Origin of the sequence: Salinivibrio sp. ML323 (genome assembly GCF_001995745.1) — a bacterium.
In the GTDB taxonomy this organism is placed as follows: Bacteria; Pseudomonadota; Gammaproteobacteria; order Enterobacterales; family Vibrionaceae; genus Salinivibrio; species Salinivibrio kushneri.
In genome coordinates this window covers 16,556-42,774 of record NZ_MUES01000024.1, presented here as the reverse complement: position 1 = coordinate 42,774, position 26,219 = coordinate 16,556, and the positions used below count along the sequence as shown (strand labels likewise).

21 protein-coding genes are annotated in these 26,219 nt (G+C 51.5%); 7 read left to right on the top strand and 14 right to left on the bottom strand.

Annotated elements, in window-relative coordinates:
* Positions 1-228 precede the first annotated feature (228 nt).
* The 3 genes from nagK to BZG13_RS12200 all read right to left on the bottom strand — a co-directional run bounded on the left by nagK (position 229) and on the right by BZG13_RS12200 (position 2,455).
* Positions 229-1,131 (bottom strand): N-acetylglucosamine kinase, encoded by a 903-nt coding sequence (gene nagK, locus BZG13_RS12210; protein ID WP_077458732.1) that lies wholly within the window; start codon positions 1,129-1,131, stop codon positions 229-231.
* Positions 1,132-1,238: 107 nt separating this feature from the next.
* On the bottom strand, positions 1,239-1,988 hold the full coding sequence (locus BZG13_RS12205; protein ID WP_069362440.1) for a tRNA-uridine aminocarboxypropyltransferase: 750 nt from the start codon (positions 1,986-1,988) through the stop codon (positions 1,239-1,241).
* A 122-nt stretch (positions 1,989-2,110) separates the two neighbouring features.
* Positions 2,111-2,455 (bottom strand): DUF3802 family protein, encoded by a 345-nt coding sequence (locus BZG13_RS12200; RefSeq protein ID WP_069362441.1) that lies wholly within the window; start codon positions 2,453-2,455, stop codon positions 2,111-2,113.
* A 350-nt stretch (positions 2,456-2,805) separates the two neighbouring features.
* Between BZG13_RS12200 and BZG13_RS12195 the strand changes: the two genes are divergently transcribed.
* The 3 genes from BZG13_RS12195 to BZG13_RS12185 all read left to right on the top strand — a co-directional run bounded on the left by BZG13_RS12195 (position 2,806) and on the right by BZG13_RS12185 (position 8,618).
* Positions 2,806-5,949: an ATP-binding protein gene (locus tag BZG13_RS12195; protein ID WP_158074898.1), complete on the top strand. Its 3,144-nt coding sequence runs from the start codon at positions 2,806-2,808 to the stop codon at positions 5,947-5,949.
* Positions 5,950-6,077: 128 nt separating this feature from the next.
* Positions 6,078-6,764 carry a DUF3334 family protein gene (locus tag BZG13_RS12190; protein ID WP_077486812.1) on the top strand — a complete coding sequence of 229 codons (687 nt, stop codon included), beginning with the start codon at positions 6,078-6,080 and terminating at the stop codon, positions 6,762-6,764.
* Between the two features lie 405 nt (positions 6,765-7,169).
* Complete coding sequence (locus tag BZG13_RS12185; protein ID WP_077486811.1) at positions 7,170-8,618, top strand: glyceraldehyde-3-phosphate dehydrogenase; 1,449 nt, start codon at positions 7,170-7,172, stop codon at positions 8,616-8,618.
* Between the two features lie 64 nt (positions 8,619-8,682).
* Here the strand turns inward: BZG13_RS12185 and fruA are convergent, their stop codons facing one another.
* Genes fruA through fruB form a run of 3 tightly spaced genes read right to left on the bottom strand, consistent with a single transcriptional unit; the run spans position 8,683 to position 12,560 of the window.
* The gene (gene fruA, locus BZG13_RS12180) at positions 8,683-10,410 is read right to left on the bottom strand and encodes a PTS fructose transporter subunit IIBC (protein WP_077486810.1); all 1,728 of its coding nucleotides are present in this window, start codon (positions 10,408-10,410) and stop codon (positions 8,683-8,685) included.
* Between the two features lie 27 nt (positions 10,411-10,437).
* On the bottom strand, positions 10,438-11,394 hold the full coding sequence (gene pfkB, locus BZG13_RS12175; RefSeq protein WP_069362447.1) for a 1-phosphofructokinase: 957 nt from the start codon (positions 11,392-11,394) through the stop codon (positions 10,438-10,440).
* On the bottom strand, positions 11,391-12,560 hold the full coding sequence (gene fruB / locus BZG13_RS12170; RefSeq protein ID WP_077486809.1) for a fused PTS fructose transporter subunit IIA/HPr protein: 1,170 nt from the start codon (positions 12,558-12,560) through the stop codon (positions 11,391-11,393). Before fruB ends, pfkB begins: the two co-directional genes overlap by 4 nt.
* Before the next feature lie 428 nt (positions 12,561-12,988).
* On the opposite strand from fruB, the gene cra reads away from it, so the two are divergent.
* Complete coding sequence (gene cra / locus BZG13_RS12160; RefSeq protein WP_077486807.1) at positions 12,989-14,002, top strand: catabolite repressor/activator; 1,014 nt, start codon at positions 12,989-12,991, stop codon at positions 14,000-14,002.
* Here cra and BZG13_RS12155 read toward each other — a convergent pair.
* The 7 genes from BZG13_RS12155 to rsuA form a co-directional block, all read right to left on the bottom strand.
* Positions 13,999-15,087, bottom strand: coding sequence for a lipocalin-like domain-containing protein (locus BZG13_RS12155; protein ID WP_077486806.1), 1,089 nt, complete (start codon positions 15,085-15,087; stop codon positions 13,999-14,001). The genes cra and BZG13_RS12155 overlap by 4 nt on opposite strands.
* A 39-nt stretch (positions 15,088-15,126) precedes the next feature.
* Positions 15,127-17,592, bottom strand: coding sequence for an ABC transporter permease (locus tag BZG13_RS12150; RefSeq protein ID WP_077486805.1), 2,466 nt, complete (start codon positions 17,590-17,592; stop codon positions 15,127-15,129).
* On the bottom strand, positions 17,573-18,244 hold the full coding sequence (locus BZG13_RS12145; RefSeq protein WP_069362451.1) for an ABC transporter ATP-binding protein: 672 nt from the start codon (positions 18,242-18,244) through the stop codon (positions 17,573-17,575). Before BZG13_RS12145 ends, BZG13_RS12150 begins: the two co-directional genes overlap by 20 nt.
* Before the next feature lie 150 nt (positions 18,245-18,394).
* On the bottom strand, positions 18,395-19,768 hold the full coding sequence (locus tag BZG13_RS12140) for an MATE family efflux transporter (protein ID WP_241824809.1): 1,374 nt from the start codon (positions 19,766-19,768) through the stop codon (positions 18,395-18,397).
* A gap of 97 nt (positions 19,769-19,865) precedes the next feature.
* The gene (locus BZG13_RS12135) at positions 19,866-20,507 is read right to left on the bottom strand and encodes a DUF2913 family protein (protein ID WP_158074897.1); all 642 of its coding nucleotides are present in this window, start codon (positions 20,505-20,507) and stop codon (positions 19,866-19,868) included.
* Positions 20,504-21,712 (bottom strand): Bcr/CflA family multidrug efflux MFS transporter, encoded by a 1,209-nt coding sequence (locus BZG13_RS12130; RefSeq protein ID WP_069362454.1) that lies wholly within the window; start codon positions 21,710-21,712, stop codon positions 20,504-20,506. Before BZG13_RS12130 ends, BZG13_RS12135 begins: the two co-directional genes overlap by 4 nt.
* A 216-nt stretch (positions 21,713-21,928) precedes the next feature.
* Complete coding sequence (gene rsuA / locus BZG13_RS12125) at positions 21,929-22,621, bottom strand: 16S rRNA pseudouridine(516) synthase RsuA (RefSeq protein WP_069362455.1); 693 nt, start codon at positions 22,619-22,621, stop codon at positions 21,929-21,931.
* 288 nt (positions 22,622-22,909) lie between these two features.
* Here rsuA and BZG13_RS12120 point away from each other — a divergent pair, with 288 nt between their 5' ends.
* The 3 genes from BZG13_RS12120 to rplY all read left to right on the top strand — a co-directional run bounded on the left by BZG13_RS12120 (position 22,910) and on the right by rplY (position 25,711).
* Positions 22,910-23,371, top strand: coding sequence for a GNAT family N-acetyltransferase (locus BZG13_RS12120; protein ID WP_069362456.1), 462 nt, complete (start codon positions 22,910-22,912; stop codon positions 23,369-23,371).
* A 61-nt stretch (positions 23,372-23,432) separates the two neighbouring features.
* Positions 23,433-25,238 (top strand): DEAD/DEAH box helicase, encoded by a 1,806-nt coding sequence (locus tag BZG13_RS12115; RefSeq protein ID WP_077486802.1) that lies wholly within the window; start codon positions 23,433-23,435, stop codon positions 25,236-25,238.
* 191 nt (positions 25,239-25,429) lie between these two features.
* Entirely contained in the window at positions 25,430-25,711 is a 282-nt protein-coding gene (rplY, locus tag BZG13_RS12110; RefSeq protein WP_046073181.1) for a 50S ribosomal protein L25, read from the top strand.
* A gap of 163 nt (positions 25,712-25,874) precedes the next feature.
* On the opposite strand, the gene BZG13_RS12105 is transcribed toward rplY, so the two are convergent.
* A complete protein-coding gene (locus BZG13_RS12105) occupies positions 25,875-26,162 on the bottom strand; it encodes a DUF1289 domain-containing protein (protein WP_077486801.1) in 288 nt (95 codons plus the stop codon).
* Between the last annotated feature and the right edge of the window lie 57 nt (positions 26,163-26,219).

Below are 26,219 nucleotides of genomic sequence, written 5' to 3'. Positions count from 1 at the left end.
CTCGAATAAACTCGAAGTCGATGGCACGGTCGATTTTACGAACAAGATGGTCTTTGGGAACAAGTTGTTCCATCGTCACCATTTCAAGTTCATATTGGTGTGGAGAAGGTTCTTGAAGCATACCGGAGCATCCCTATTGCGACACTCCTATTAGATCAAAGGTCTAGCTCGAAAGCTAGACCTTTGTCAGCAGTCTGAAGCCGACGTTCGTCGGCTTTGTTATTGGCATCAGGTTAAATGTAAGAAGGCAGCGCCACGCACCCCTCCCGCATCACCGTGCTGCGCTTTCACAATATCAGGGGCGTTAGCCGCAGACAGAAGGTGTGCCGGTAAGCGCTCAGGCATCGCTTGATACAGCTCATCAAAGTTAGAGAGACCGCCACCAAGCACGACCATGTCTGGATCAAACGCGGTTAACACGCCTCCCAGTGCCATGGCTAATACATCAAAAAAGCAGTCAACAAATGCCACCGCATCCGGCTCACCTTGGCGATACTGTTCGATGATTTCGATCGCTGACAACGGCTGATAAAAGTGAGCATAAAGCTGTTCAAACCCACGCCCAGATAAATAATTGTCCAGGCAGCCTTTATTGCCACAGCCACAATCAAACATCGGCGGGTTATCACCCAACCGTAACCAGGCATCAATCGGCATACGCATGTGCCCGACTTCGCCCGCCATTTGGTTTTTACCATTAATGACCTTGCCATTGATCACTAATCCACCACCGAAGCCGGTGCCCAAAATTAACCCTAGAACGGTTTTTGCCGATTGCGCTTGCACATCCCATGCTTCCGACAACGCAAAACAATTGGCGTCATTGCTAATCCGCACTTCTCGCCCCACACGTGCTTGTAAATCATCTCGCAAAGACTGTCCATTTGCCGCGGGAACATTGACCGTCAGCACCGTGCCATCTTCTGCTTGAGAGCCAGGGATCCCAATACCAATGGTTCCTTTTTGCCCTAGCTCCGCATCATACTTTTCCACCAACCGCACTAATGTGTCGATTAAGGCAGGGTAATCTTGCGTTGGGGTTGGGTGACGCTCGGTCGCGACACGATTGAGTTGTTTATCGAAGGCACCAAATTCAATTTTCGTGCCGCCCACATCAAAGCCGTAATACATGGCTGAGCCACCTTAAATTGTCGTTATTTAACCAGATTATTCAGCAAATCAAGGCAAAAGTCCGTGATTTGCCCCAAGTTTCGTTGTTTTTCAACCAGACGCTTCACTCAGGTGTCGGCATTTTTCGCCAGCGTTTGGTCATCGAGCAAGCGCGTCAGCGCATTGTCTTCTGCAAGGTGTTGTTGTCGTTTGCCTGCTAAGTATCGCTCACGAAAGACATCGAACCATTGGTTTAAGTACTCTGCCGCCTTGCGCTCTTGATTCACGGCAAGCACTTCTGCAGCCACTTCTGCTGTTGCCAGTTGATTTTCACCGTGAGCGTCGCGCACGCGATAACGAGATAATGCCTGAGGCTCGATACTTAAAACCGGAAAGTGATCAAGCCAAGGGCTTTTGCGAAAGATTTTTTTCGCCTCCCGCCAGGTACCGTCAATGATGATAAATAGCGGCCGCTTCGCGTTGTCATGGAGACGTGCTGGTGAGGTCATGCGCGTCGGGGTCGTGTACTGAGCAGGAAAGACCACATACGGTTGAAAAGCTGAGCGGGATAACAACGCCAGCATGTCAGGATCAGGGTGCGTGCGAGACCAGATAAAGGCGTAGGTATCGGCCACGCAGTCAGCAATCAAACGTCCTGTGTTACTCGGTTTTAGTACCTCGTCGTCGTACATCAGTAACATGAACGCAGCATGGGTCTGGCGGGCGGCACGGTAATCACACACACAGAAATGACGAACTAACATACATGCTGAACAGCGGTCTACACCAGCGCCACGTGCGCGATAGGGACGCGTTGCACGTGCCAAACGGGCGGAGTAAAGCTGATGAATAGCGTGACGCGGAGCGGATGGGGACATGGTAAAATCTAAGGTTGTCAATGGGCCGTCTAGTATACCGACCTGAGCTTGGCTGTCAGTCTCGATCGCTCACAATCGTACAAGGGGTATACAGGCATTAGACGGTTACCGTCAGGGGGTCACTAGCGTAGCTCGACCATGGCACCATCGAACAGGTTTTTTACCAGGGCAACGTACTCTTCGAGAAAGCCAACCTGCTCGGCGGTGACTGGTTGCTCCCAGCGACCCGCCAGCACTTCTTCCATATCTTCCACTACACGGTCTGCCTCTCGCAATATGGTGAAGCGCAATGCAGACGAAAGCCCAGGATTTTGCTCGCAAATGGTCATAATGTTAGAGGCGACTAGATCGTGCACAATATCCGCAACGGTATCATCGCCAATGGCTTCACCCGGTTTTTCAAACACAGAGAGATTAAACGCAAAATGTTCGATCAGTGCTTGATACCCGTCTGAATCTACTACCATGATTACTTGTCCTTAGACTGTTCAACTATCGTTATTGTATCGTGCCCGTCGGCTATTTGCGCCTCTTGAAGGCGAAATTAGAAAGCGAGTCACGCTTCGCAGTGCTTAGCGTACTGTATACTATAAACTAACCATCGTACTATGACACGATGGCTGCTCTCACCGCCCCTCCCTTTCATTCTGGCTCGAGCAAGGAGAGAGCAGAGCGGCAAGGCCAAATCATACAAACGACTGACGCCAGTCTCTTTGCAGTATAGTCTGGCTTCACCGTGATGAAAGCAAACAACACAACGCGCAATTTAACACGGATCACGCCCAAATCAATCGTTGACAAGGATGTAGGAATCGTCATGAAGGTAAATCGCCCTCGCCCATTTGGTAAGAGTATCGTCAGCAAGATTGGGTTGATTATGACGTTCATCACCTTGATGGTGTTGGGCCTGTCAGTCTCGAGCTACATCATGCAAGATCGGGTTAACCGCGATGTCGGCCGCGCCACTCATCAAGAAATCCCGAGCGCGATCATCACCATGCGCATGCAACGGGCCGCCAGTGATATGAATGCCAGCATGCTCAAATATGTCATGGGCCGTCATGAATCGCTCGCCGTTTTTTTAGAAAGTCAGCAAGATTTTGAGCAATTACTGGCGCGCCTTCGTGAGGTAAAACCCGACGCAGAGCAGCGGCTTTCCTTGATCAGCCAGCTTTATGAGCGCTTCCAGCGTATCGCTCATCAAAAAGTCTTAACCGAGTTTGATCCCGTCGCTGAGCAATGGGCGCGTAAACAGGTGATGCGGCTATCCATTGATGTGGTTCGCCCTATCGATAACTTGATTGCCGAATTAAAAGCCTCACAAGCGCTGACACAGCCTGATAACCTTGCCGTGTTGCAATACCTTGATGAACTGGTGGATGAAAATGGCGATATGCTGACTGAGCTTAATCAGTATTTAGATGGGCGAAAAAGTAGCCGACAGCGCTTTATGGAGGATATGGCAACCTTTGAGCGCTATCTTTCCTTGACGCAGTTCGAGATCAATCACCCTGACTCACTCAACAAACTGTCGAGCATCCGCCACCATTTCACCAGTTTAAAGCGCAGTGGTATCGCTATTTTTAACAACTATCAACCCAGTGCCAAAGTCGCCGCCATGACCGCAGTGCGAACCTTGAGTGACCAAGAATACCAGGCGCTTGAGGATGCGCTCTCTACGTTCGCACAAGAGACAGGAAAAGTGGTAACCCGGTCTATGGTTGATTTACGTGCAATACTCCATTCCAATCAACTCAACCTTGGCTATTTACTGATTTTTATCTTGTTCGTCAGTGGCGCGATGTACTTTTATATTTACCGCACATTCACTCAGCCGATTGCCAAACTCGCCGACTCCATGCAGCGCCTTGTGGCTGGCGATATGACGCCCCCGGCCCGCAATTTTCAAGATCGGACGGATGAAGTCGGCAAAATCGCTAATGGGTTAGTCATATTCCGCGCGCATATTATTTCTCGCAACCAAGCGCGCGAACAGTTAATGGCCGAAAAAGAGCGCGCCGAAAGCGCATCACGTGCGAAAGCGCAATTTCTTGCGACCATGAGTCACGAAATCCGCACGCCAATGAATGGCGTGATTGGGATGCTCGATATGCTTCGTCGCTCGTCTTTAACGCCATCTCAATATAGCCTGACGAGTACGGTGCGTGAATCCGCCCTTTCTTTGCTCTCCATCATTAACGACATCCTCGACTTTTCTCGCACCGAGGCCGGAAAGCTGCAATTTGAACGCGTCACCTTTTCTTTGTCCGACACCGTAGAGCAAGTGATGGACACCCTCAGCCATCAAGCCAACAAGCGAAAGGTGACACTGTCACTATTTATTAATCCTGACCTCCCCGAACAACTGGTGGGCGATCCCAACCGATTAAAACAGATACTGTATAATCTTGTTGGCAATGCGATTAAGTTCTCCGGCGGCCAGCATCGTCAACCCGGTTTTGTCGCCGTCAATATTGACGCGATGGATAACCAAGAAACGCAAAAAGCCCAGCTGGTGTTTACCATCGCCGATAACGGCATCGGCATTGCGCCTGATAAAGTCGACACCATCTTTCAGCCATTCAGTCAGGCGGAGTCGTCGACCACCCGTGAGTTTGGTGGCTCTGGGCTTGGCTTAGCCATTTGTAAGAATATTATCGATCTCCTCGGCGGTGATATTGACATTGAGAGTGAGCTGGGAGTCGGCACACGATTTACCGTGCGTATCAGTTATACGGTGAATCCATTAGCAGAGCCTGAAGATTTACCGATTACTCGCGAGCAGGCGCAACAATTATCAGTTGAAGTGGATATTCATCAAGACGCACTCAATCACGCAGTGTGCCGCTATCTGGCGCACTTGGATATCGCTTATCACCATGGCTCAGCACCGTCTAACGCAGAAAAGCAACCGACGAAGCACCGATTATTGATAACCACCCACACCGAGCCAAGCACATTAATCGCTGAACGCGCTGTCGATCATGTGATTGCACTCAAACATACCTTATCGCTGGCAACCCACCCTGATAAACGCATTGTCGAGCTGTTTGCCTCACCATTAACCTATCGTCGTCTGGTCCACGGTCTACGCGTCTGCCTCGGGTTTGAGAGGCTTGATATCAGTATGTTAGCGGAATCTGACGCTATGCTTCCTCTTCCCGACGAGGCAGACGCCAAAACATGCGAGCCGGAACGCACTCGTGGATGTATTTTAGTGGCAGAAGACAACCCCACTAACCAACAGGTGCTGACTCAGCAACTCCATTACCTCGGCTATGAGGTGGTGATGGCGGATGATGGTAACCAGGCACTCGCGGCATATCAGAACCATCAGGTAGATCTTGTCCTCACCGACTGCCATATGCCCAACAAGGATGGTTATGCGCTCACCGCCGCTTTACGCGAGATCCAAGGCGCATCCGGTTGGGTGCCTATTATCGCCATTACCGCCAATGCGCTCAGTGGTGAACAAGCGCGGTGTTTTGAGGCAGGCATGGACGATTACATTACCAAGCCCATTGAGCTGGATCCGCTTGACGAACGCTTAACCTATTGGATTAACCGTCCTCACACCACGACAAGGTCGACGCCACCCCCTGTGACAGCCAGCACCGAAGAGCCACATGTACTTGATCCAACGGTGGTTGAACGCTTATATGGCGGGCAGCAACAGGCCTATCAAGATATTGTTGATGTTTTCCTTAAACGTAGCGTCCCTAGCCTACGCGCCCTCGCGCAATCGCAACCGCCTTTTGAACATTGGCAAGCATTAAAAGAGGCCGCACACAAACAAAAATCTGCCGCAGGCAGCATTGGTGCGACAGCCCTTCATCAAGCCTGCCTTGAGGCCGAACAAGCCGCTAACCAGCAGCAAACAGAGGGACTCATTCAGGCACTAACTCGTATCAACACCGCACTGGATCAGTTGCTGGCGGTACTACCTCGCGCTTCTCAATGACCGAATAGGCGCAATCACAGACGGATGAATGTGATCCCTTATCCGGATATCCAGAAAATCGGTGTACAAATTGCGCAATCCAGTGCCACACTGACAGTAAGTGTTATCAACCATGACGGTAGTGAATAATGAGAAAAACCAAAGTCGTCACCTCCGAGGACATTCTGCTCAAACTGTGTCAGTCCGCCACGGCAGTATTAACCAAAGCGACTGACTCTCCCGTGCACCATGCTGCGATGGTACAAAAGATTGCCAAAACCAGTCTCAAGCCTGACCTCGGCTGTTTTGTGCTGTTTGATGGTGGCTTCTCTGGCCTTGTTGTGATCAACTTTTCCTCCGCCGCGGCGTTAGAAATCTACCGCAATTACATGCAGCATATGGGGATCCCCGAAGAAGAGTTGGCTAGCTTACACACCGCAGATGAAGTGGGCGATGTGCTCGGTGAACTCATGAACCAGATTATTGGCGATTTCACCGGCAAGATTAAGCGCTCAATCCAAACCTCGATCACCCAAAACCAACCGAAGATGATGGCGGTTAACAAAAATATTACCGTGTCAGTGGATAGCAACATCGACAAGCCGCAAGCACGCCGCGTAAGCTTTACCACTGAGCACAACAATATCTTCTATCTTGAGCTTGCCATGGAGCGTACCGAATTTATCCAGCTTCAAGACTTTGAAGAAGGGGAAGAAGTTGATCCTGATTCCATTCTGGAAGCAGAGACGGTTCGCCAATTAGAAGAAAAGTCTAACGACAAAAACGATAAAAAAGACAGCGGAAGCAACGACTTACTTGATGAGTTAGGGATTTAACGTCTTCCTCTTTTGACTTTCGCTAAGACAGAAACACGCGTGACTCGCGAGTTATCATAGCCTTTCGGCAACGATCCGAGTGGCTTGTGTTTTCTTTCCGTCCACTGACTTTTTTCTTGTCGATTATTAAGAAAATTAACGGACGTCGTACCTCACAGTTATAAATGCCCAATGTAATTTGTTTCATTTAGGTTAAAGCTTTGATCGCACTTGCTAGATCGTGTGGTCGCCATTCTACCCACCTCTCACCGTCATAACGCCTTATCACTGCCCACTTTTTTTTAGTAGGTGAATAATGCCGCATCATTTAGACTGCGCGGCATAATCAAAAGGCTGGCAACGATCAGCCAAATACCCTACTGGGCAACCTGCCCACCCACTATCATTCGTGAAAAAGGTCGATTCATGAGTCCAGAAAGCTACCTACTCGATTGGCAAACCAGTCAAACACACTCTGAAACCATGTATCCGCTGCTTAGCCAGCTTTATCGCCAAAAAGGCGTCGAAATCCAACTGTTCGGTCGTCAACTGATCAATGCGAGCACCATTGATATCATTAAGGCACACCGCGTGGCGCGTCGCTATACGGGGGGCACCTTATCGCCCAGCCAGACGTTGCCATTAATCGAAGTGATGGCTGAATTGGATCTTGCTCCCAGTAAAATCGATATCGGTCAGCTTGCCTGGACATACTGGCAACAGCATGACAGTGAAAATGGCATTCCTGATTTTCTTCATAGCCAGCTTGGGCATTTGCTAGGGACAGGCGACGGCGTTGATCCGAAAGACGTGGTACTATATGGCTTTGGTCGTATCGGTCGCTTACTCGCACGCTTACTGATTGAAAAAAGCGGTCCCGGCTACCCCTTACGTTTACGCGCTATCGTGGTGCGTGGCGGAAAAGAAGGCGACCTGGAAAAGCGCGCCAGTCTGCTGCGTCGCGACTCTGTTCACGGCCCGTTCAATGGCAGCATTACTGTTGATGAGTCGCGCAACGCGTTGATCGCCAATGGTAATTTCATCCAAGTCATTTATGCCAATAACCCAACGAACGTCGATTACACCCAATTCGGTATTCATGACGCATTGGTGGTCGATAACACAGGTATGTGGCGGGATGAAGAAGGCCTGAGTCAACACCTTGACAGCAAAGGCGCTAAGAAAGTCCTTCTCACCGCGCCGGGCAAAGGCGATCTTAAAAATGTGGTATTCGGTGTCAATCATGACGTGATTAACGACGATGATCGAATTATCTCTGCCGCTAGCTGCACCACCAACGCCATTACCCCGGTGCTCAAAGCCATGCACGATAAATTTGGTATTGATGGCGGACATATTGAGACAGTTCACTCGTTTACCAATGATCAAAACCTGATTGATAACTATCACAAAGGCGATCGCCGTGGCCGCTCTGCGTCTTTGAATATGGTACTCACGTCTACCGGTGCCGCGAGTGCTGTTGCCAAAGCACTGCCTGAGCTTAAAGGTAAATTAACCGGTAACTCAGTGCGTGTGCCCACGCCCAATGTCTCTATGGCTATTGCTAACCTGAATTTAGATAACCCCACTCACAAGGATGAAATCAACGCCTATTTACAAGACGTCGCTTTGTACTCGCCGCTATCGGGGCAAATTGATTTTACTCAGTCGACCGAATTAGTATCGAGTGATTTGGTGGGATCACGCTTTGCCGGTGTGGTGGATAGCCAAGCAACCATCGCCGAGGGCAACCGTTGCGTGCTGTACATTTGGTACGACAACGAGTTCGGCTATAGCTGTCAGGTAGTACACTGTATGGAGCAAATGATGGGAGTACGCTACCCCATGGTTCCAGCGCCAGAAGCACTTTCTTAAGACATCCAAAACGAAAAGGCCCGACTGGGCCTTTTTTATTGCGTGTTAACGACTCAATATAAGATTAGGATTGCTCGGCCGCCGTCAACGGTGAGGGTTGGCTGACGGGCTTAAGCACCGCATAAACCAAACCAGTTACCAAGGTACCTGCGGCAATAGCAGCTAGGTACATAAACACAGGGCTGATGGCATTGGGGATTAACAGCACGAAGAGGCCACCGTGTGGTGCCATCAATTTTGCCCCAATCAACATAGAGATTGCGCCTGTCAGCGCGCCACCTGCGATGCAAGATGGGATCACTCGCATTGGGTCTTTAGCCGCAAATGGGATCGCCCCTTCTGAGATAAAGCAAAGCCCGAGCACAAACGATGCTTTACCCGCCTCTTGCTCGGCATCATTAAATTTACGCTTGGCTAAGAAGGTTGATAGTCCCATCCCTAGTGCTGGCACCATACCGGCCGCCATGATCGCTGCCATCGGCATATAGGTACCACTCTCAATCAGGCCGACGCCAAAGGTATACGCCGCTTTGTTGACCGGACCGCCAAGGTCGAAACACATCATCGCACCCAATACCACGCCTAGGATCACTGCGTTCGTTGAGTTCATCCCCTGCAAGAAGCTGGTCAGGCTTTCCATGGCGACAGAGACAGGCCCGCCTACGACATAGATCATCACCAAACCGGTAAACAAACTGGCTAATAAAGGGATCACGAGAATGGGCTTAAGGGCTTCCATTGAAGCCGGCAAGCTGACTTTGTCTGCCACAAACTTAGCACTGTAGCCGGCGATAAACCCCGCCAGTATGCCCCCTAAAAACCCAGCGCCGGTGGACGCGGCGAGCATGCCACCAATCAAGCCTGGTGCCAGGCCCGGGCGATCCGCAATTGAGAAGGCAATAAACCCGGCCAGTACCGGTACCATCAGCGCGAACGCACTGCCGCCACCAATTTCCATCAGTGCGGCTGCAAGTGTTCCCTCCTCTTTAAAAGCTTCAATCCCGAATACAAATGAGAGCGCAATAGCTAAGCCACCGGCCACAACCAGTGGTAACATATGTGATACGCCTGTCATCAAGTGCTTATAGACACCGGTACGTTCGCCTTGGTTAGCACTGGCGTTCGATGAACTCGCTTGCGTTGTTTGGTAGACCTCAGCGTTAGCAAGCGCATCATCGAGCGTCTGCGATGCTTTTTTCAGCGCCATGCCCGTACTGGTTTTATATAAACGTTTACCCGCAAATCGGCTCAAATCAACCTCAATATCTGCGGCGATAAACACGAGATCCGCGGCTTCAACTTCCTGATCCGTTAATGCATTTTTCGCACCCACCGACCCACGTGTCTCTATTTTGACCTGATAACCTTTCGCTTTAGCCGCTTCTTCAACCGCTTCCGCTGCCATAAAGGTATGTGCAACACCGGTAGGACACGCGGTAATACCCACAATACTGACGGTTCCGCCCTCGCTTGGCGTCTGCGCGTGATACGGCTGTGCATGATTCGCGGCGGCTTCCAATACCGCTTGGGGATCGGCCATTACCTCATTTAAACTTGCTTGATAGACAGGCTTGCCGTTAAAGCGAGCCCGCTCTTTTGGCTCACCGACCAAGAGAACACGGTCAGCGTTTTCAATATCAGCAGTTGATACCGCCTGTGTTGGCTGCACACTAGACTGACACTCGATCTGTGCCGTCCATCCTTTAACCTCGGCAGCCTTTTCTAACAAGCCCGCCGCGATAACGGTATTGGCGACGCCACTTGGGCACGCCGTCACAATCACCAGATTCATACCTTTTACCCCACTCATGGATTGGTTTTATTCCGCGTGCACTGACAGCTCAACAGGCGACACGCTGATTTTTTCGATTAATTGGTTCACATCTTCATCATTGCGCACACCGACCCCCACTTGGGTAACCGCGAGCGCAGAGATAGCGACCGCGCGACACAGCGCCGCTTCTTTGCTGAGGCCGGTCTGGCATCCTGATACCAGCCCTGCCACTAAAGAATCCCCGGCCCCAACGGTACTCACCACCGATTGCGCCGGTGCCACAGCCTTAAGCCAGCCTTCCTTATCGCGCCAGAGCACCCCGTCTACGCCGCGAGAAATAACCACATTCGCGATCCCTTGGTTAAACAATTGCTCGCCGCGCGCCAGCAACACGGCTTGCTCATTACTGATGGGCGCGTTGAGGCATTGCGCCAGTTCTGCTTCATTAGGCTTTACCAACCAAGGTGTTGCCTCAACGGCGGCGCGTAAGGCGTGCTGGCTGGTATCGACAACCACTTTTTTCCCTGCATCGCGCAAGGTGGTGATCCAAGTGGTCAACTGCTCGGTCGAGACACCAGGTGGCAAACTGCCCGCTAGCACGATCCACTCATGGTGCTCAGCCAGACTGAGCAAGCGTGCCGTCAATGCCTCAATATCGGCCTGTTCAACCGCCATACCAGGAAAATTCAAATCAGTGACACGTCCCGCTTTTTCAACCAGCTTGACATTGGTGCGGCTCACCCCCGGCACGCGCAAAAAGTGATCGGCAATGCCGTGCTCGGTAAAAAGGTGAGCAAACGGGTCTTGGTTATCTGCGCCAAGAAAGCCTGACGCCGCGACCGTCGCGCCCAAATCCGTTAAGACACGTGCGACATTGACGCCTTTTCCCGCCGGGTGCAGTGTATAGTTTTGCACCAAATTGACATCACCAGGCTGCAACGCACTGACTGAGCCTGTCATGTCGAGTGCGGGATTGAAGGTTACGGTCAGAATGGCACTCATGCGTTCTCTCCCAACCCATCTTTAATGGCATCACCCAGTGCCGCAATCGCTTGTTCGGCGTCGCTTCCTTGGGCGGAAAACTGTAACTGGTGCCCATGTTTCACCCCAAGCGCGATCACTTTCATCAAGCTTTTTGCGTTAACCGGCGCCGACTGGGTGGACGCGTTGGCAACCTGTATATCAGCACTGAATTTTTTCGCTGTATTGACCAACATCGCCCCAGGACGAGCGTGCAAACCATGCGCATTCGTCACCGTATACAGGCCTGTTGACCCCTCTGCGGTGGGCGCTTCAGACGGCGCCTCTGTATGAGGTTGTTCGGGGGCGGGTTCAGCAGACAACGCATCAACCAGCGCTTGTGGCGAGTAACGGCCGGATGCCGCCAGTTGTTTATCAAGCTTCCATTGCATCAAGGTATTGAGCACAGGAAGATGCGCACGGTTGTTGGCTGCGACACACCAAAGCGCACTGACCGACTGGGATTGGTGAGACAGTGACGTCGCGGGCATGACCACCGACATCCCGGTCTGCAGTACACCGTCTCCCACACCGAGCAACCAATGCCCTTCACCCAGGTGCACCGGCTGGCCCGCGACAGCGTGGCTGACGCCATCGCTATTTAAACAATGATGGTTTTTGAGCAATCCCGCGCCCACGGCTTGCAAGGTAGTGATATCTGACGCTGGAAAGCCGGTTAACACCATGTCGCTGCTAAACGTGAAGGCCTGAGTATCCGCCGTTTGCCCATTGAGTAAGGTAACCAGTTGCTCTGCCGCCGACGCCGTTTTTAGTTGTTGCTCTATGCCGTCTTGTGACAGCACACGCGTCAACTGACGTAAGATACTCAAGTGTTCGTCTGATTTGGCGGCGATACCAATGGCCACGTAAGCGAGGTTTCCCTCTCCCCAGTCAACCCCCTGGGGAAAATGAAACACTTGTACCCCTGTTTGTTTAACTTGATCGCGGGTATCCGTTGTGCCATGCGGGATGGCAATACCGTTGCCCAGATAGGTACTGGTTTGGGATTCACGCGCCAGCATTCCGTCTTGATAGCCTACTTCGACTAGCCCTTTTTGGGTGAGTACTGTGGCCATGGCTTTGATAGCCTCGTGCTTAGACGCCGCGTGTTGCTGCATATGAATATCGTGTACGTTAAGTGCCAACATGAGGTCATTCCTCTTTTTTCAGTGCCGCGGCACGGGTTGATGTTGTCGTCGGCCACATCAGTATCACTAAGACATGGCGGACATATTGGTTGGTCGCAAGTCACCGTTGATTGGCAGTGTTCGTGTTTGACTTGCCACATTCGCTTTACCTAAAAACTGAAACGATTCAGCTTTTAGGTAAAGCGATAGAAACTGCTCCCGGCGTTTGGTCAATTTCTTCCACTTATATGCGCCGGAAGCAATGAGCCGCATCGTCGTTCCAGCGTCTTGAGATCAGCCGCCAATAATTGACACAAGCTGAAACCTTTCAGCTTTAAGGCTGAATCGTTTTATCTTATAATGCAAATAAATTATGGATCTGAAGTGCGTAAACTTTGATCGCATTCACAAAGCCATCAATAACGATCGGCCTACTTAAGGATCGCTTTATGAAGCTTGATGAAATTGCCCGTCTTGCCGGTGTATCACGCACAACGGCCAGTTATGTGATTAATGGCAAAGCCGACCGTTATCGGATCAGTGAAAAAACGCGAGCACGCGTGATGGCGGTGGTCGAACAACACAATTATCAGCCGAACCGCGCCGCCACCGCCTTGCGTGCAGGCACCACACAAACGCTGGGGTTGGTCGTGCCTGACTTAGCGAACACCAGTTACGCCACGTTGGCAAAACTCTTTGAACGAAAAGCCCACGATCAAGGCTATCAGGTTATTATTACGGGCTCTGATGACGACCCAGAGCGAGAAAAAATAGTGGCTGAAACTCTCGTCTCCAGGAAAATTGATGCGTTAATCGTGGCCTCTTGTTTGCCTGCAGATAATACCTTCTACCCCAAATTACAACAGCAAGGCACTCCCATCGTTGCCATTGACCGTGGGCTGGATGCCAACCAATTCGCGAATGTGCTGAGTGATGATGAAAAAGGCGCTTACCAGCTCACCGAGATGTTAATTGCCCCAACGGATGTCTATCAAGCAGGACTGATTGGTGCCGTCCCCTCGCTGGCCATCTCACAAGACAGGGAGAACGGCTTTCGTGGTGCGTTAGCGGCACAAGGCGTAGATGGACAAGTACGTTACGGTCAAGCTTTCAGCCGTACAGAGGGGCAAAGGCTGATGACAGAGTGGATTGAAGCCGGTGACTTACCCGATGCCTTACTCACCACCTCCTTCACGCTGTGTGAAGGGGTGCTGGACGCCATCCGGCAAACAGGGATCGCCCCCACTGCACTGTATTTTGCCACTTTTGGAGATAGCCGCATCCTCGATTTTCTTCCTTTTGGGGTGCAATCTCTCCCTCAACAATTTGAAGCGATTAGCGACGCGGCACTCAGTCTCGCGGTGTCGGCCGCGCAAGGAGACAACCATCCTGGGATTATCACGGTTGAACGCCAACCCATTTGGCGCCCCCATCAAACGCAAGCTTGGGTCGGACTGGGTTAATAGCCTGTCGCTTCCATAAAGCCACGGCCTGTGGCACTGCCATGCACTTCCACAGGCCCTTCCCAATAGGGAAAACTCAAATCCATCCAGCTTTGTGGATTAAGCGGCTGCGTAGTCAGGCTAATGCCCTCACTGGGTACTTTGATCTGCCAACGAACCGGCAAGTTAGCGCCCTCCGCCATCTTGGCATGACTGATTGGTAGCATACGAATATCATCCTGACTCAGCGTCACGACTTGGCCATCAGGATACAGTAAGGATCCAAACATAAACGGCTCCTTGCCGCGTATTTGGGTAACCATTAACGCACGGCCATCATCTAAGTTAAGCCCGAACCAATCCCATCCCGTTTGTTCGGCGGCCATCGCGCCGCTCGACCATTCCTTGTCAAACCAGCCTTTGCCTGTCACAGGGATGGTTTCACCTTCAATGGTTAGCGCACCCTTGATGGTTAGCTGTGGCAAAGAAAAATAATACGAGGCCGACGGTTGACTGGCATGACGGACACTGTATCCCCCTTCACCGTGCTTGACCTGGTGTCCATTATCTCGCACCTCCAACGTAAAGCCGACTGGCTTACCTTGCGCAGGCCATATCGCAAGCACACGGGCTGGAAAAGGTTGTTGACCGCCCTGCCATTGCCAGTCGTCTAACCAAGCCTGAAAAGGTGACAGCGTCACTCCTGCTTGATCAATCCCGCCACGGGCAAAGCGCTCCGACTCCCATTGTTTATCATCGCTCGTGATCGCGACATGCGCCATATACAGCTGCTGACTCGCCCATCCTTCTTTGCGATCCGGAGCTAACGCGCGGCGAAACAATGTCCATTGCACGCCATACGCTTGTCCATTAGCGTCGGTTAAGGTCGCGGTCAAATACCACCATTCAGTAGCAAAATCTGAGTGTGCCGCCATGTCTTGGGGATAGGTAGGCGTATGGTCTGGGGTTACAGAGGCAAAGCCACTTTGCGAACCAAAAACGGCAAAATTTCCACGGGTATCAGGAGACGATGACGGCGGCTGACCCCACCATACTAGCGCGCCGAGCGCGAAGATCACGCCGCCCCCTAACAATGAACGTATCATTTTCCGCTTCCATCGCTGAATCACTTCACTGCCTCTTTTTTACTGCGCATCACGCAACGACGCCGCCGCGGTGCGTTTTAGCATGCGATAAACAGGCCAAGCCCCTGCGACCATAAGCGCCAACATGGACAGCCCGATGGTGGTGGCATAGCTTATCGGGAAGAAGCTCATGGTCATGGTCCACCCAAACGATGCTTTCAGGACAACATGGATCAACATACCCGCCAGCACAAGCCCCAACGGGATGGCAATTAGCGCACTGGTGAGACCAAGCAGCACCAATTGCCCTCCCCCGAGCGCGATAAGCTCACGCCCTGACAGACCAAGGTAACGTAGCAAGCTATATTGCCGTTGGCGCGACAACTCGGTCGCCAAGGTGGAAAAGAACAACCCACATATCGCGACAATCAACATCAGTGCACACAAGCTTTCCGTCACGGTAAAGGTACGATCAAAGATACGCATTGCATAACGCATAATATCCGCTTGGTTTTGCACCTGCCCAGTGGTCAGCGAAAAACGGTGATTGATGCGATCAACAAACTGCTCGGTTTGCGTGTCCTGATTGAGGACCACCGCCAGCGATGATCGGCCCTGCTTTAGCCATTGTCCCGCATCACTGCGGGTAGACACTACTAGCTGGCCATAGGGGTTGCCATAATCGTAATAAATCCCAGCAACCTGCCAGTGCTCGCCCATTGGGGCGGGAAGATTGATGCTCTCTCCCACGCCAACGCCAAATTTAGCCGCTAACGCTTCACTGAGTAATACCGTGCGCGCTTGATGTAATTGCGCCCAGTAATCAGGTTGGGACGCCTTCATCGCTAACGTTTGCTTCTCAGACATACGGTTGCCTACCGACAGCACTTCAAGCCGCCCTTGGTTTGTCGTCAGCTCACGCCGATACGTGGTCCAAAATTGCGCCACGTCTTTATTCTTTACCAACCATGTTTCCATCTCCGCGAGAGCAGCATGGCTCGGCCTAACATAAACGTCCGCTGCCAAGCGTTGTTGCAGCCAAGTCTCAGTGCTCGTGCGAAAGCTACCGACCATGGTTTCCATACCAATATGTGCCGAAACCGCGAGCATAAACGCCATCGCCGCCACACCACGGTAACTTAAACTTGCCGCGGCATCGGTGAAAAACCATCGCCATCGCGCGCCCGCATACACTGCTGCACTGGTATGAAACAGCCAGCCACACAAATAAGGCAGCGCTAAAGCGGCACTTAGCATGGTAAAGGCAATCAAGGTAAACCCTTGCCATTGACTCGTCTCCCAATACGACACGCCCCACGCCGCCACGCCAAGCAACACCGCTAAAATAGCCTGTACGGCATATTCTCGATGTGTACCACGCATCAGGGTCATCCGTTGCGATAAGCGCCCCGGGGAGGTGTTGACTAAGCGCACCAAAGGCCAAGCGGACGCCATCGCCGCCCCTAAAATAGCAAGCAGTAAACTGTAGAGCCCCCATTGCCACTGCCAATGCATCACTAAATTAATGTCTGCGCCGTACAAATCAGACAAGGTCGTGGCGACCGCGGGAAGTAATTGGTTGGCAAGTAACATACCCAGGACGTTGCCACTAACCACGCCGAGTAGCACCCAAAGCAACAACTCTGTTGACATGACAGCTGAGAGTTGGCGTCCATCAACGCCAAGCTGCCGCAAGGTTCCGACCAAGGGCTGACGCTGGGTCATGGAAAGGGAAATCGCCTGATAAAAAATAAACAGTCCCACCACAAAAGCCAATAACCCCATCGCGAGCAAATTTAAGTGAAAAGCACGGGTGAGTGGGCCAAGTTGGGTTGATTGGGTTTTGGTCAACGTCAAGGCTGAGGGTAACGCTTCGCGAATCGTTTGTCGCTCCGCTTGAGACAAATCGCCGCATAACACCTCGGTAAACCCAGTACGCGCAGAGAGATGACGCAGTAGCGCCATATCAGCCACCAAGTAAGTGCCCATACTCAGCGCATCATTATCGATAATACGTAAAGGGCCGATCGGCGGGTAATCCAGCAAATCAATCATTTGCCCCTCTTCCCAGCCTTTATGTTCAGCCATGGCCTCTCCCACATAGACAGGATATGGCATTGAGATCGCATCCATAGGGGACAATGAAGGGGCTTCATCGGCTCGCCGATTGGCGATAAATGGCAGCATCGCGATCGTATCCACCCCCATAAGATGGATATCACTAAGTGACGGTGTCACAACATCGAGACGATCAATCGGCACACATTGGGTTAAGCCTTGACGGCGCAAGCCAATGTAAAAGGCATGCGGCACGCGTTGTGTTCGCTCGGTATGATGAATGCTAAAAGGGTAAGGGTTGCTAAAAAGCTGTTCACCTTGGCGATAGCTTTGCTGCGCATGTTGGTTTATCGATAACACGCCAACCAGCAAAGAGACACCCAGGGTTAACCCAAGCCAGACGAGAAAGACTTGAAAGGGATAGCGACGATAATGCCCCCATAAAGCGCTAGCGACGGGCCCGAACACTGAGCACGCCTCCTTGTAGCCCTACACTACCTTGCAAATAGCTAGCCACGGTATCACTGTGTGTCACCAGCAACAGTCCGGCTTCCTGCTGACTGGTTAGTGTGATAAGCAAACGCATCACCGCATCCGCATTGCGCTCATCCAAACTCCCCGTTGGCTCATCGGCAAGTAGCAGTTTGGGCGACATATATAACGCGCGTGCGATGGCGGCGCGCTGCTGCTGACCACCAGACACCTCTTCTGGGTAACGATTGAGTAACGGCATTAAATCAAGCTGAGAAACAATTTGTCGCCACAGACAACTGTCTTCTTTCAAGCCTTTTAGTTGGCGACAGAAACGAATGTTATCCGCAATAGAGAGGGTGGGAAGCAGATTAAATTGCTGGAAGATCAAGCCGATGTTTTGGCGTCGAAACTGCGTGCGTGCCCCCTCGCTCAATCGATGAAGAGGGGTATCGTCAAACCAGATCTCACCACTATCGGGTTTATCCAGCCCCGCAATCACATTTAACAAGGTACTTTTACCCGACCCACTCTCGCCCATCAACGCCAGTTGACTGGTCGACGACAGCGACATCGCGGCGCCTTGCAGCACAGGATGGAAGTCGCTCCCATCCTGATAACCTTTACACAGCCCTTTAATTGCTAACATGCCAATGCACACCCTTATAGTGTCTTAAAAACAGCAATAAACGAGAACTAGGTCACACTGTTTGATTAATTTGGCAATGTACCCCAATTAAGAGGCTGAGAAAAGCGTTAAAAACGGTGGGCAGCTTCCCAATTTCTTTTTCGCCGATCCTTAGCCGTCATTAACAAGATTATTGAGCCAAACGCCTGACTTCACCCGAATCAAAGACCCAACCCATTTGACCACTTCTTCCACTCCCAAAAGCGCATAAACCCAATAAACCGGCCACTCAAAGACCACCGCAGCGGTCAATACCACAGGAATACCAATTAGCCACTGTGCAACAAAATCTTGTCCCAGGCAGTAGCGCACATCACCCCCAGCACGCAGTACCCCAACGATCATTGCCATGGGGATGGTTTTCACCACAATCAACGCACACATCGCCCAGTAAAAGTAAGCCGTGATCTGTGCCGTCTCGCCCGTTAATGCAGGGAAGAAACTCAACACCCAGGGCTGAATCATCAGCATCACGCAGGCAATCGCCACACCGGCAATAAAATTAAATATCGCCACCTGCCAGGCTTGGTGATAAGCGGTGTCCGTTTGTTGGGCTCCCAGGTTATTACCGACCAACACCGCCGCTGCATTGGCTGTACCAATCAAAAACGACAGTGAGAGTGACTCGACGGGAGTGATAACCGCAATAGCAGCTAGGCCGGCTTCGTTAACATGACCGATAATCGCGTGGTAAACGAACAGACCGGAAGACCACATTAAAAAGTTAAACGCCGTTGGCAACGAAAGCGACAAAAACCGCTTTACTGCCACAAGCGTTAGCGAGGCTTTCCAATCAGATAACGAGAAGGCAACCAGATGTTGGCGACGATATAGATAAGCGTACAAAGCGGCAACTTCGACGATACCACTCAGGACGGTAGCAACCGCTGCCCCTTTCGAACCCAGCTCAGGCGCGCCCAGATTACCGAAGATAAAAACCCAGTTGAGCACCACGTTGACACTGATCCCGACCCCGCTAAAAAAGGTGCTAATGCCTGGCTTGTGCATGGCACGAAGCCCGGCAGCCAGCCCTGAGACACTGGCCAAACAAAACAGTGATAAGCCAGCTATTTGTAAGTAATCTTTCCCCAACGCAATAACAGTAGGATTGTCACTGGCAAACCCCACAATGACATCCGCATAAGCCCAGAAGACAAACGCACTTAAGGCCGCCGTGGCATTGGTTAAAGTCACCGTTAGCGCTGTTTTTTCACGAAAACCTTGTCGATCCCCCGCGCCCCAATATTGCGCCACCAACATAGAGCCGCCGGTCATGGCACCAAGGATCAGTAAGGAGGAGACAAACATCGCTTTACCGGCAATACCAATGGCAGCGACATCCGCTTCACTTAATTGTCCCACCATCAAGATATCGACCAAACTGCGGCTCGAAAACATCATGGTTTGTAGTGCAATCGGTACGGCAATTAACAGCAAACGCTTTAAAAACACAGGATCAAAGAAAGGACGGGAAAGTACGCTCACAAGAGACTCCAGCTTAGAGGGGACCGATGTAGTTTACGTGCCTTTAAAACAGAAAAAAACGCCCGAGAGCGTTTTCTTATCTGCGAATCAATGCCGATTAGCGCGGCATCACCATTAAGCCATCGGCTTGATTGTTGGGCCAAATACGGTACTCAGCATGGTATTTGACGATCGATTTATAAGCCGTCACCTTCGTCGGTGCTATCCATGCCTGATGCGCCCATTGTATTACCTCAGCTTCTGGCCCTCGGACATACACGCTCAGTGCTGAAGCCAAGTGCTGATCATCATCAAAAGCCGATTGCATCGCGTCTGGGCACACGGCCATTGAATGCTGCCCACCTGATATAATTTTCACTTTTCGATCAATCGTATCTTGCGTATGCACGCACCATCCCGCGTCAGTTGCACAATCAACCCACTGTTGCAATTGCTGTTTGTGCACTGGCTTGACGGGTTCACCGACGGGAAACCACTCGGCATACACCTGTTGAATTTGACCAAACTCGGTGTCTAATCCGGCTTGGGTCCCGGCACTGCGGGCGCGCTGGGTCCAGCGTTGTAAGTCCGCTTTGACACTGTGATGAAAACGTTGCTGCTTCACCGCTTGTGCCACCCAACGACCCAAAAACGCTTCGCGTGCGTGGGGCGCATTAGCCACTTTTTTGGCGGCGATCGCAGCCGAGAGATCGTCATAGGCGGCGGCCATCACAGTTTGAATTTCGGTGACATAACTCATGGTTCTTTGCTTGCTAATAGCCAATAGAAAGCGGCAGAGAGTATCGCACAAAGGGCTATCGCGCCAACCATGCCCCATGGCGTACCATCAGAGGCAACCGCCACACCCGCACCGACCAGCGAGCCGATACCAAACCGCATCGTCCCCGCCAATGAAGAAGCCGTTCCCGCCATTTGCGGATAGCAAGCCAACAAACACGCCATGCTGTTGCTGCCGATAGTTGAAATCACGCCAACGTAAATCATCACTGGAATCACGGTGCCCCAAAGCCCAATATCTAACCATTGGAACGCGGCAATGGCTATCCCAGCCACCAGCTGTAAGCCTAACCCTAGGCGAAGCATCCAATGCGAGCCCATTTTGCGCACCAAACGGCCATTAATAAAGGTCATCACAATCAGACAGACAATGTTTAACGCAAACAAGTAGCCAAACATCTTCGCGCTGACGCCATAATAATCAATGTAAACAAATGAGCCTGCGGTCAAAAAAGAGAACATCCCAGCAAAGGAAAACCCGGAACAAAAGATCATGCCCACGGCAAACGGTGTTTTCAGCATACGGGCATAGTTACGCAGTGACGCTCCAATCCGCATCGGCGGCCGATTGTGTTTAGGTAAGGTTTCAGGGATCCGGACAATAATGCAAAGCGTCACAAAGCACGCCCATCCGGCCAGCACCCAAAAAATTGCGCGCCAGTCAAACCAGGTCAGCAAATAACCACCAATCATCGGGGCAGCTAAAGGCGCAATCGTCATGACCAAGGTGATGAACGACATGGTGCGCGCAAATTCCTCGCGCTCAAACATATCACGGACCAAGGCTTGGATAATGACGGCGGCAGCGGCTCCGGCAAACCCTTGCGTTGCACGTACAACTGTCAGTACGTCTATATCTTGAGCCATCGCACTGACCACGGCACAAATGAAAAACAGTGCCACACCGGCCAGCATCACCGGTTTGCGGCCATAACTGTCAGATATTGGGCCATGAAAAAGCTGTCCAATCGCAAAGCCGGCCGTGTACGCGACCAAGGTTGATTTCACCGCACTGCTGGGTGCATTTAAGTCCGCGGCAATCGCTGGCATGGCAGGGAGGTACATATCAATCGCCAACGGCGTCAGCGCCGCAATCGCGCCAAGCACCAAGATCAAAAGCCAGCTTAATTGCGTCGGGGACGACGTGACAGCCGATGATTGCGACATAACTCTCCTTAACGTAAAAGACAGGAAAAAAGGAAATAACGTGAGATTGGTCAAATTGTAACAATTTATTGTGTCGCCGTGGGAAAGAATGTCTTTCTTTTTATCACACCATCGTCACACTCCCCCTTAGGCTGAAGGCAAAAAAAGCACAGCCCATGCTGTGCTTACCGTTGCTTACCGAGAACCTGCAATGACGAAGCGAGCCAGTCACCTGCGTTAACCCAGTAACGCGATCTCTTCGTCTGTTAATGGACGATATTCACCCGGCTCTAGGTGTTCGTCTAATACCAAGTTACCGATAGATTCTCGATGCAGCGCGTCGACTTTATTGCCCACCGCCGCAAACATACGTTTTACTTGATGATACTTGCCCTCTTGAATGGTGAGCAGAGCCTCGTAATCACCCACTTTCTCTAGGGTTGCCGGTAGCGTGGGTTGCTTCTCGCCCCGTAGCATCACCCCTTCTTTAAACGCAGGAGCAGTCTCAGGACTAATCGGATCAACCAGCCACACACGATAGGTTTTAGAGCACTGATGCTTGGGTGAGGTAATACGATGTGACCACTGACCGTCATCAGTCAATAGCAGCAGCCCGGTTGTATCCGCATCCAAGCGACCCGCAATGTGCAGCTTCTCCGCATTGACTTCATCCAGTAATACAAACACCGTCGGATTAAACGCATCCTCATGCGAGCACACCACGCCAGCAGGCTTGTGCATCATAAAATAGCGCGGGCCTGATAACGTCAGCGGTCGTCCCTCAAACGCCACCTCTTCATGCTCGTTCACTTTGACGGCTCCCGACTTGATCACCTCACCATCAACCGTCACCAGTTCGCTTTTAAGCACACGCCCTGCTTGCTTGCGTGTCACCCCTAGGGTTTCACATAAAAATTTATCTAATCGCATATTACCGCTTATTGCACCTTTGTTTGCCGCGGATTATACGTCACATTGCGGCTCAGACACAGATCAAGTTTTACGAGATCTGACGGAAAAACAGGCCGTGATGGGATAAACTGGGTGTCATTGTCCACGTGATGGACAGATGACAATGCAAGTAAAACCCAACGCTTTTTGCTGAGACGCCGAGTCTGTCACAACCTGCCAATCAAAATATTGTTGGTGATTGAGCGTGCCAGCTTGGCGAGTATGATACGGTCGTCTTGACCAATCAGTGATATAGAAGGAAACACCATGATTGTCTCTCTTCGCCGCCCCGACGCCGATGCCTTTGAAACCTTATTGACGCTGTCACACGAACAGCACGACCACGAAGCGCTGCCTTTTGATCGTACTCCCGTCGCGGCCACCTTCAGCACCTTGCTCTCACAGCCAGAGCGTGGTGACGTTTTTCTGATTGATGTTGAGCATGAGGGAGAAACCGAAACCATTGGCTTTTTAGTCGTCGCCTATAGCTTCAGCGTGGAAAACGGGGGGAGCGTCGGTGTGATAGATCAATTCTTTATCCAACACAGCTGGCGACGGCAAGGCGTGGGGTCGCAAGTGATCCCACACGTGGAAGCGCGAGCCAAAGAAAAAGAATGCGTTGCCGTCATCCTTGAGGTCAATATTGGTAACAAAGGCGCTCGGCTTTTCTATGAGCAGTTCGATTACCAGCCTCGCCGCCAGCACTGCATTATGACGAAACGACTTTAATTCTGTACCTGACGTCACAAGTCAGTAAACTAAACGGCCTCACTTAGGCCGTTTTTTCATTATGTATACCCTACGTCCCTATCAATCTGACGCGGTGAAGGCCGTGCTGCATTATTTTCGTCGCCATGCGTCTCCTGCTGTCGCCGTGTTGCCGACCGGTGCGGGAAAAAGCTTGGTGATCGCAGAGCTTGCACGTATCGCCAAAGGCCGAGTACTGGTGCTCGCCCACGTTAAAGAGCTCGTCGAACAAAATCATGCCAAATATGAAGGCTATGGATTAAACGGAGGGATCTTTTCCGCGGGGCTGGGCCGTAAAGAGTCTCACGACAAAGTGGTTTTCGCCTCCGTTCAATCGGTGGTGCGAAATCTGGATGCCTTTGCCGATCAGTTTTCCTTACTGGTCATTGACGAGTGCCATCGTGTGCCTGATAACCAAGACAGCAGTTATCGCCGCGTGATTGCGCATCTGCAAACGGTCAACCCTGGCCTCAAAGTGTTGGGGCTCACAGCCACCCCTTACCGGCTTGGACAAGGGTGGATATATCAGTACCACACCAGTGGCAAGGTGCGCACCACAGAGACACGCTTTTTTCGCGATTGCGTGTTCGAACTGCCGATAAGTCACTTGCTTGATGAGGGCTTTCTTACCCCTGCCCATGTCTTGGATGCGCCATTACTGAGCTATGACTTTTCTCAGGTTTCTCGCACTGCAAACGGCTATTACCGCGAAGCCGATCTAGAAAAAGTGGTGGCCAACGCCCCTCGTGCAACCCCGCAAATTGTCGAACAAATTGTTGACTATGCACGGGAAAGGCAAGGGGTGATGATCTTTGCCGCCACGGTGAATCATGCGCGAGAAGTCTTGTCTTATTTACCAGCGCAAGCATCCGCGCTGATCGTGGGTGACACGCCCAGCACAGAGCGCGATCGCTTGATCACTGCGTTCAAGCAAAAAGCACTGAAATATCTAGTCAACGTGTCAGTCCTGACCACCGGTTTTGATGCGCCTCATGTAGACTTGATAGCGATTTTACGCCCCACGGAGTCGGTCAGTCTCTATCAGCAAATAGCCGGGCGTGGCCTTCGCCTCGCGCCAGGAAAGCAAGATTGTTTGATTCTCGACTACGCCGGTAATGTCTACGACTTGTACCAACCAGAAATAGGCATGCCCAAACCTGATAGTGACAGTGAGCTGGTGACGATCCCCTGCCCGGCATGCGGGTTTAATAACAGCTTTTGGGGCAAACTTGAGGACAATGGTTTCTTGATTGAACACTATGGCCGCCAGTGCCAAGGCTATTTTGAGGATGAAGATGGCAAACGCGAGATCTGTGGTTACCGCTTTCGCGCCAAGTTTTGCGATGAGTGCGGCGCCGATAACGACATTGCCGCGCGTCGCTGTCACCAATGCGATGCCCCTTTGATTGACCCCGATAAGAAATTGCGAGAGGCACTCAAATTGAAAGATGCGCTGGTCGTGGCGTGTAACGACATGACACTGACCGCCGGAAAAAACCGCTATCAAAAACCACAGCTCAAAGTGACCTATCACACCCATGAGGGCAACGACTTACACGAAGTGTGGCCGCTCGCCAGCAAAAAACAAAAACAAGACTTTCTGGCACGATTTGTCCGACCCCACCTGGTCGATCGCCACCGCCCATTCGACGTCACCGCCCCGACAAAAGTGACCGCGTCACAGCATCGATTTCGTCCGCCTGACTTCGTGATTGCGCGTAAACAAGGCCGGTTTTGGCACCTGCGCCAGAAAATCTTTGATGTGGAGAACTTTATTAGCCAAGACAGGCTAACGGCCCTGTTAGCGCAAAGCCGAGGGCAAGCTTTCGCCGAATCCGACGCGAGTTGAACGCACTGAGGGGCAATCCATAAACGATTCCACGAGAAAAGGCACAGTGTGGGCGGCTTGGGCACTGATGCCCCCACCGATAAGGCTTGTTTTAGCGGCCAAGCGGTGCTAATATCCGCGCTCGTTTTTGGGTACTGAGTTAGGTCGCTACGCTCAGTACTGTGTTTTCACTCTAAAGAGAGTTATTAATTATGTTTAAGTTCGAAGCTGAAGTACGTACAGAAAAGGGTAAAGGTGCGAGCCGCCGCCTACGTCATCAGAAGAAATTCCCTGCGATCGTTTACGGTGGCAACCAAGAGCCTGTATCAATCGCACTTGACCACCCAGTGGTTGTTAACCAAATGGACAAGCCTGAGTTCTACGAAGGCATCATCCTGGTTATCGATGGCCAAGAAGTAAAAGTTAAGCCACAAGACATCCAGCGCCACGCGTTCAAGCCAAAAGTTGAGCACATGGACTTCATCCGCATCTAATCGCATTTGCGATCATGATGAGATGAGAGAAGGCGCCTTTGTGGCGCCTTTTTTGATCGCTCGAGAATCCTCTCTCTTCCCCCTACCTTGTCATCTTCTTCACGAACACCACCACAAAAGGCGCCATGATCAATAACGTTCAATCAAGGAAAAGGAAAGCCAATCACTCAGATGAGAGATCGTCGTTTGGCTCATCAAACAAGGAAGGTTGGTAAGGCAGGGGCTCAGCACCCAAAGCGGCGTCTTGCGCTTGTTTTCTTTTCGCACGTAAGATGCGCAGATAGCGCTGATGGCAAAGGCGGACAACATTACGTTTTTGCTCGTTGGTGAAGTCATACCAATAAAAGCGCTCGTCGCGACTGCGAAAGCACCCTTTACAGTACCCTTTATTGTTCACCTGACAGATGCCTTTGCACGGACTCGGCACCTCGAAAAAATCGAGCTGTTCCACGTCATCCTCCCTGCTGATTCTTTTATTCAAGCGGGTGGACAGCAAAATTGCAAATTT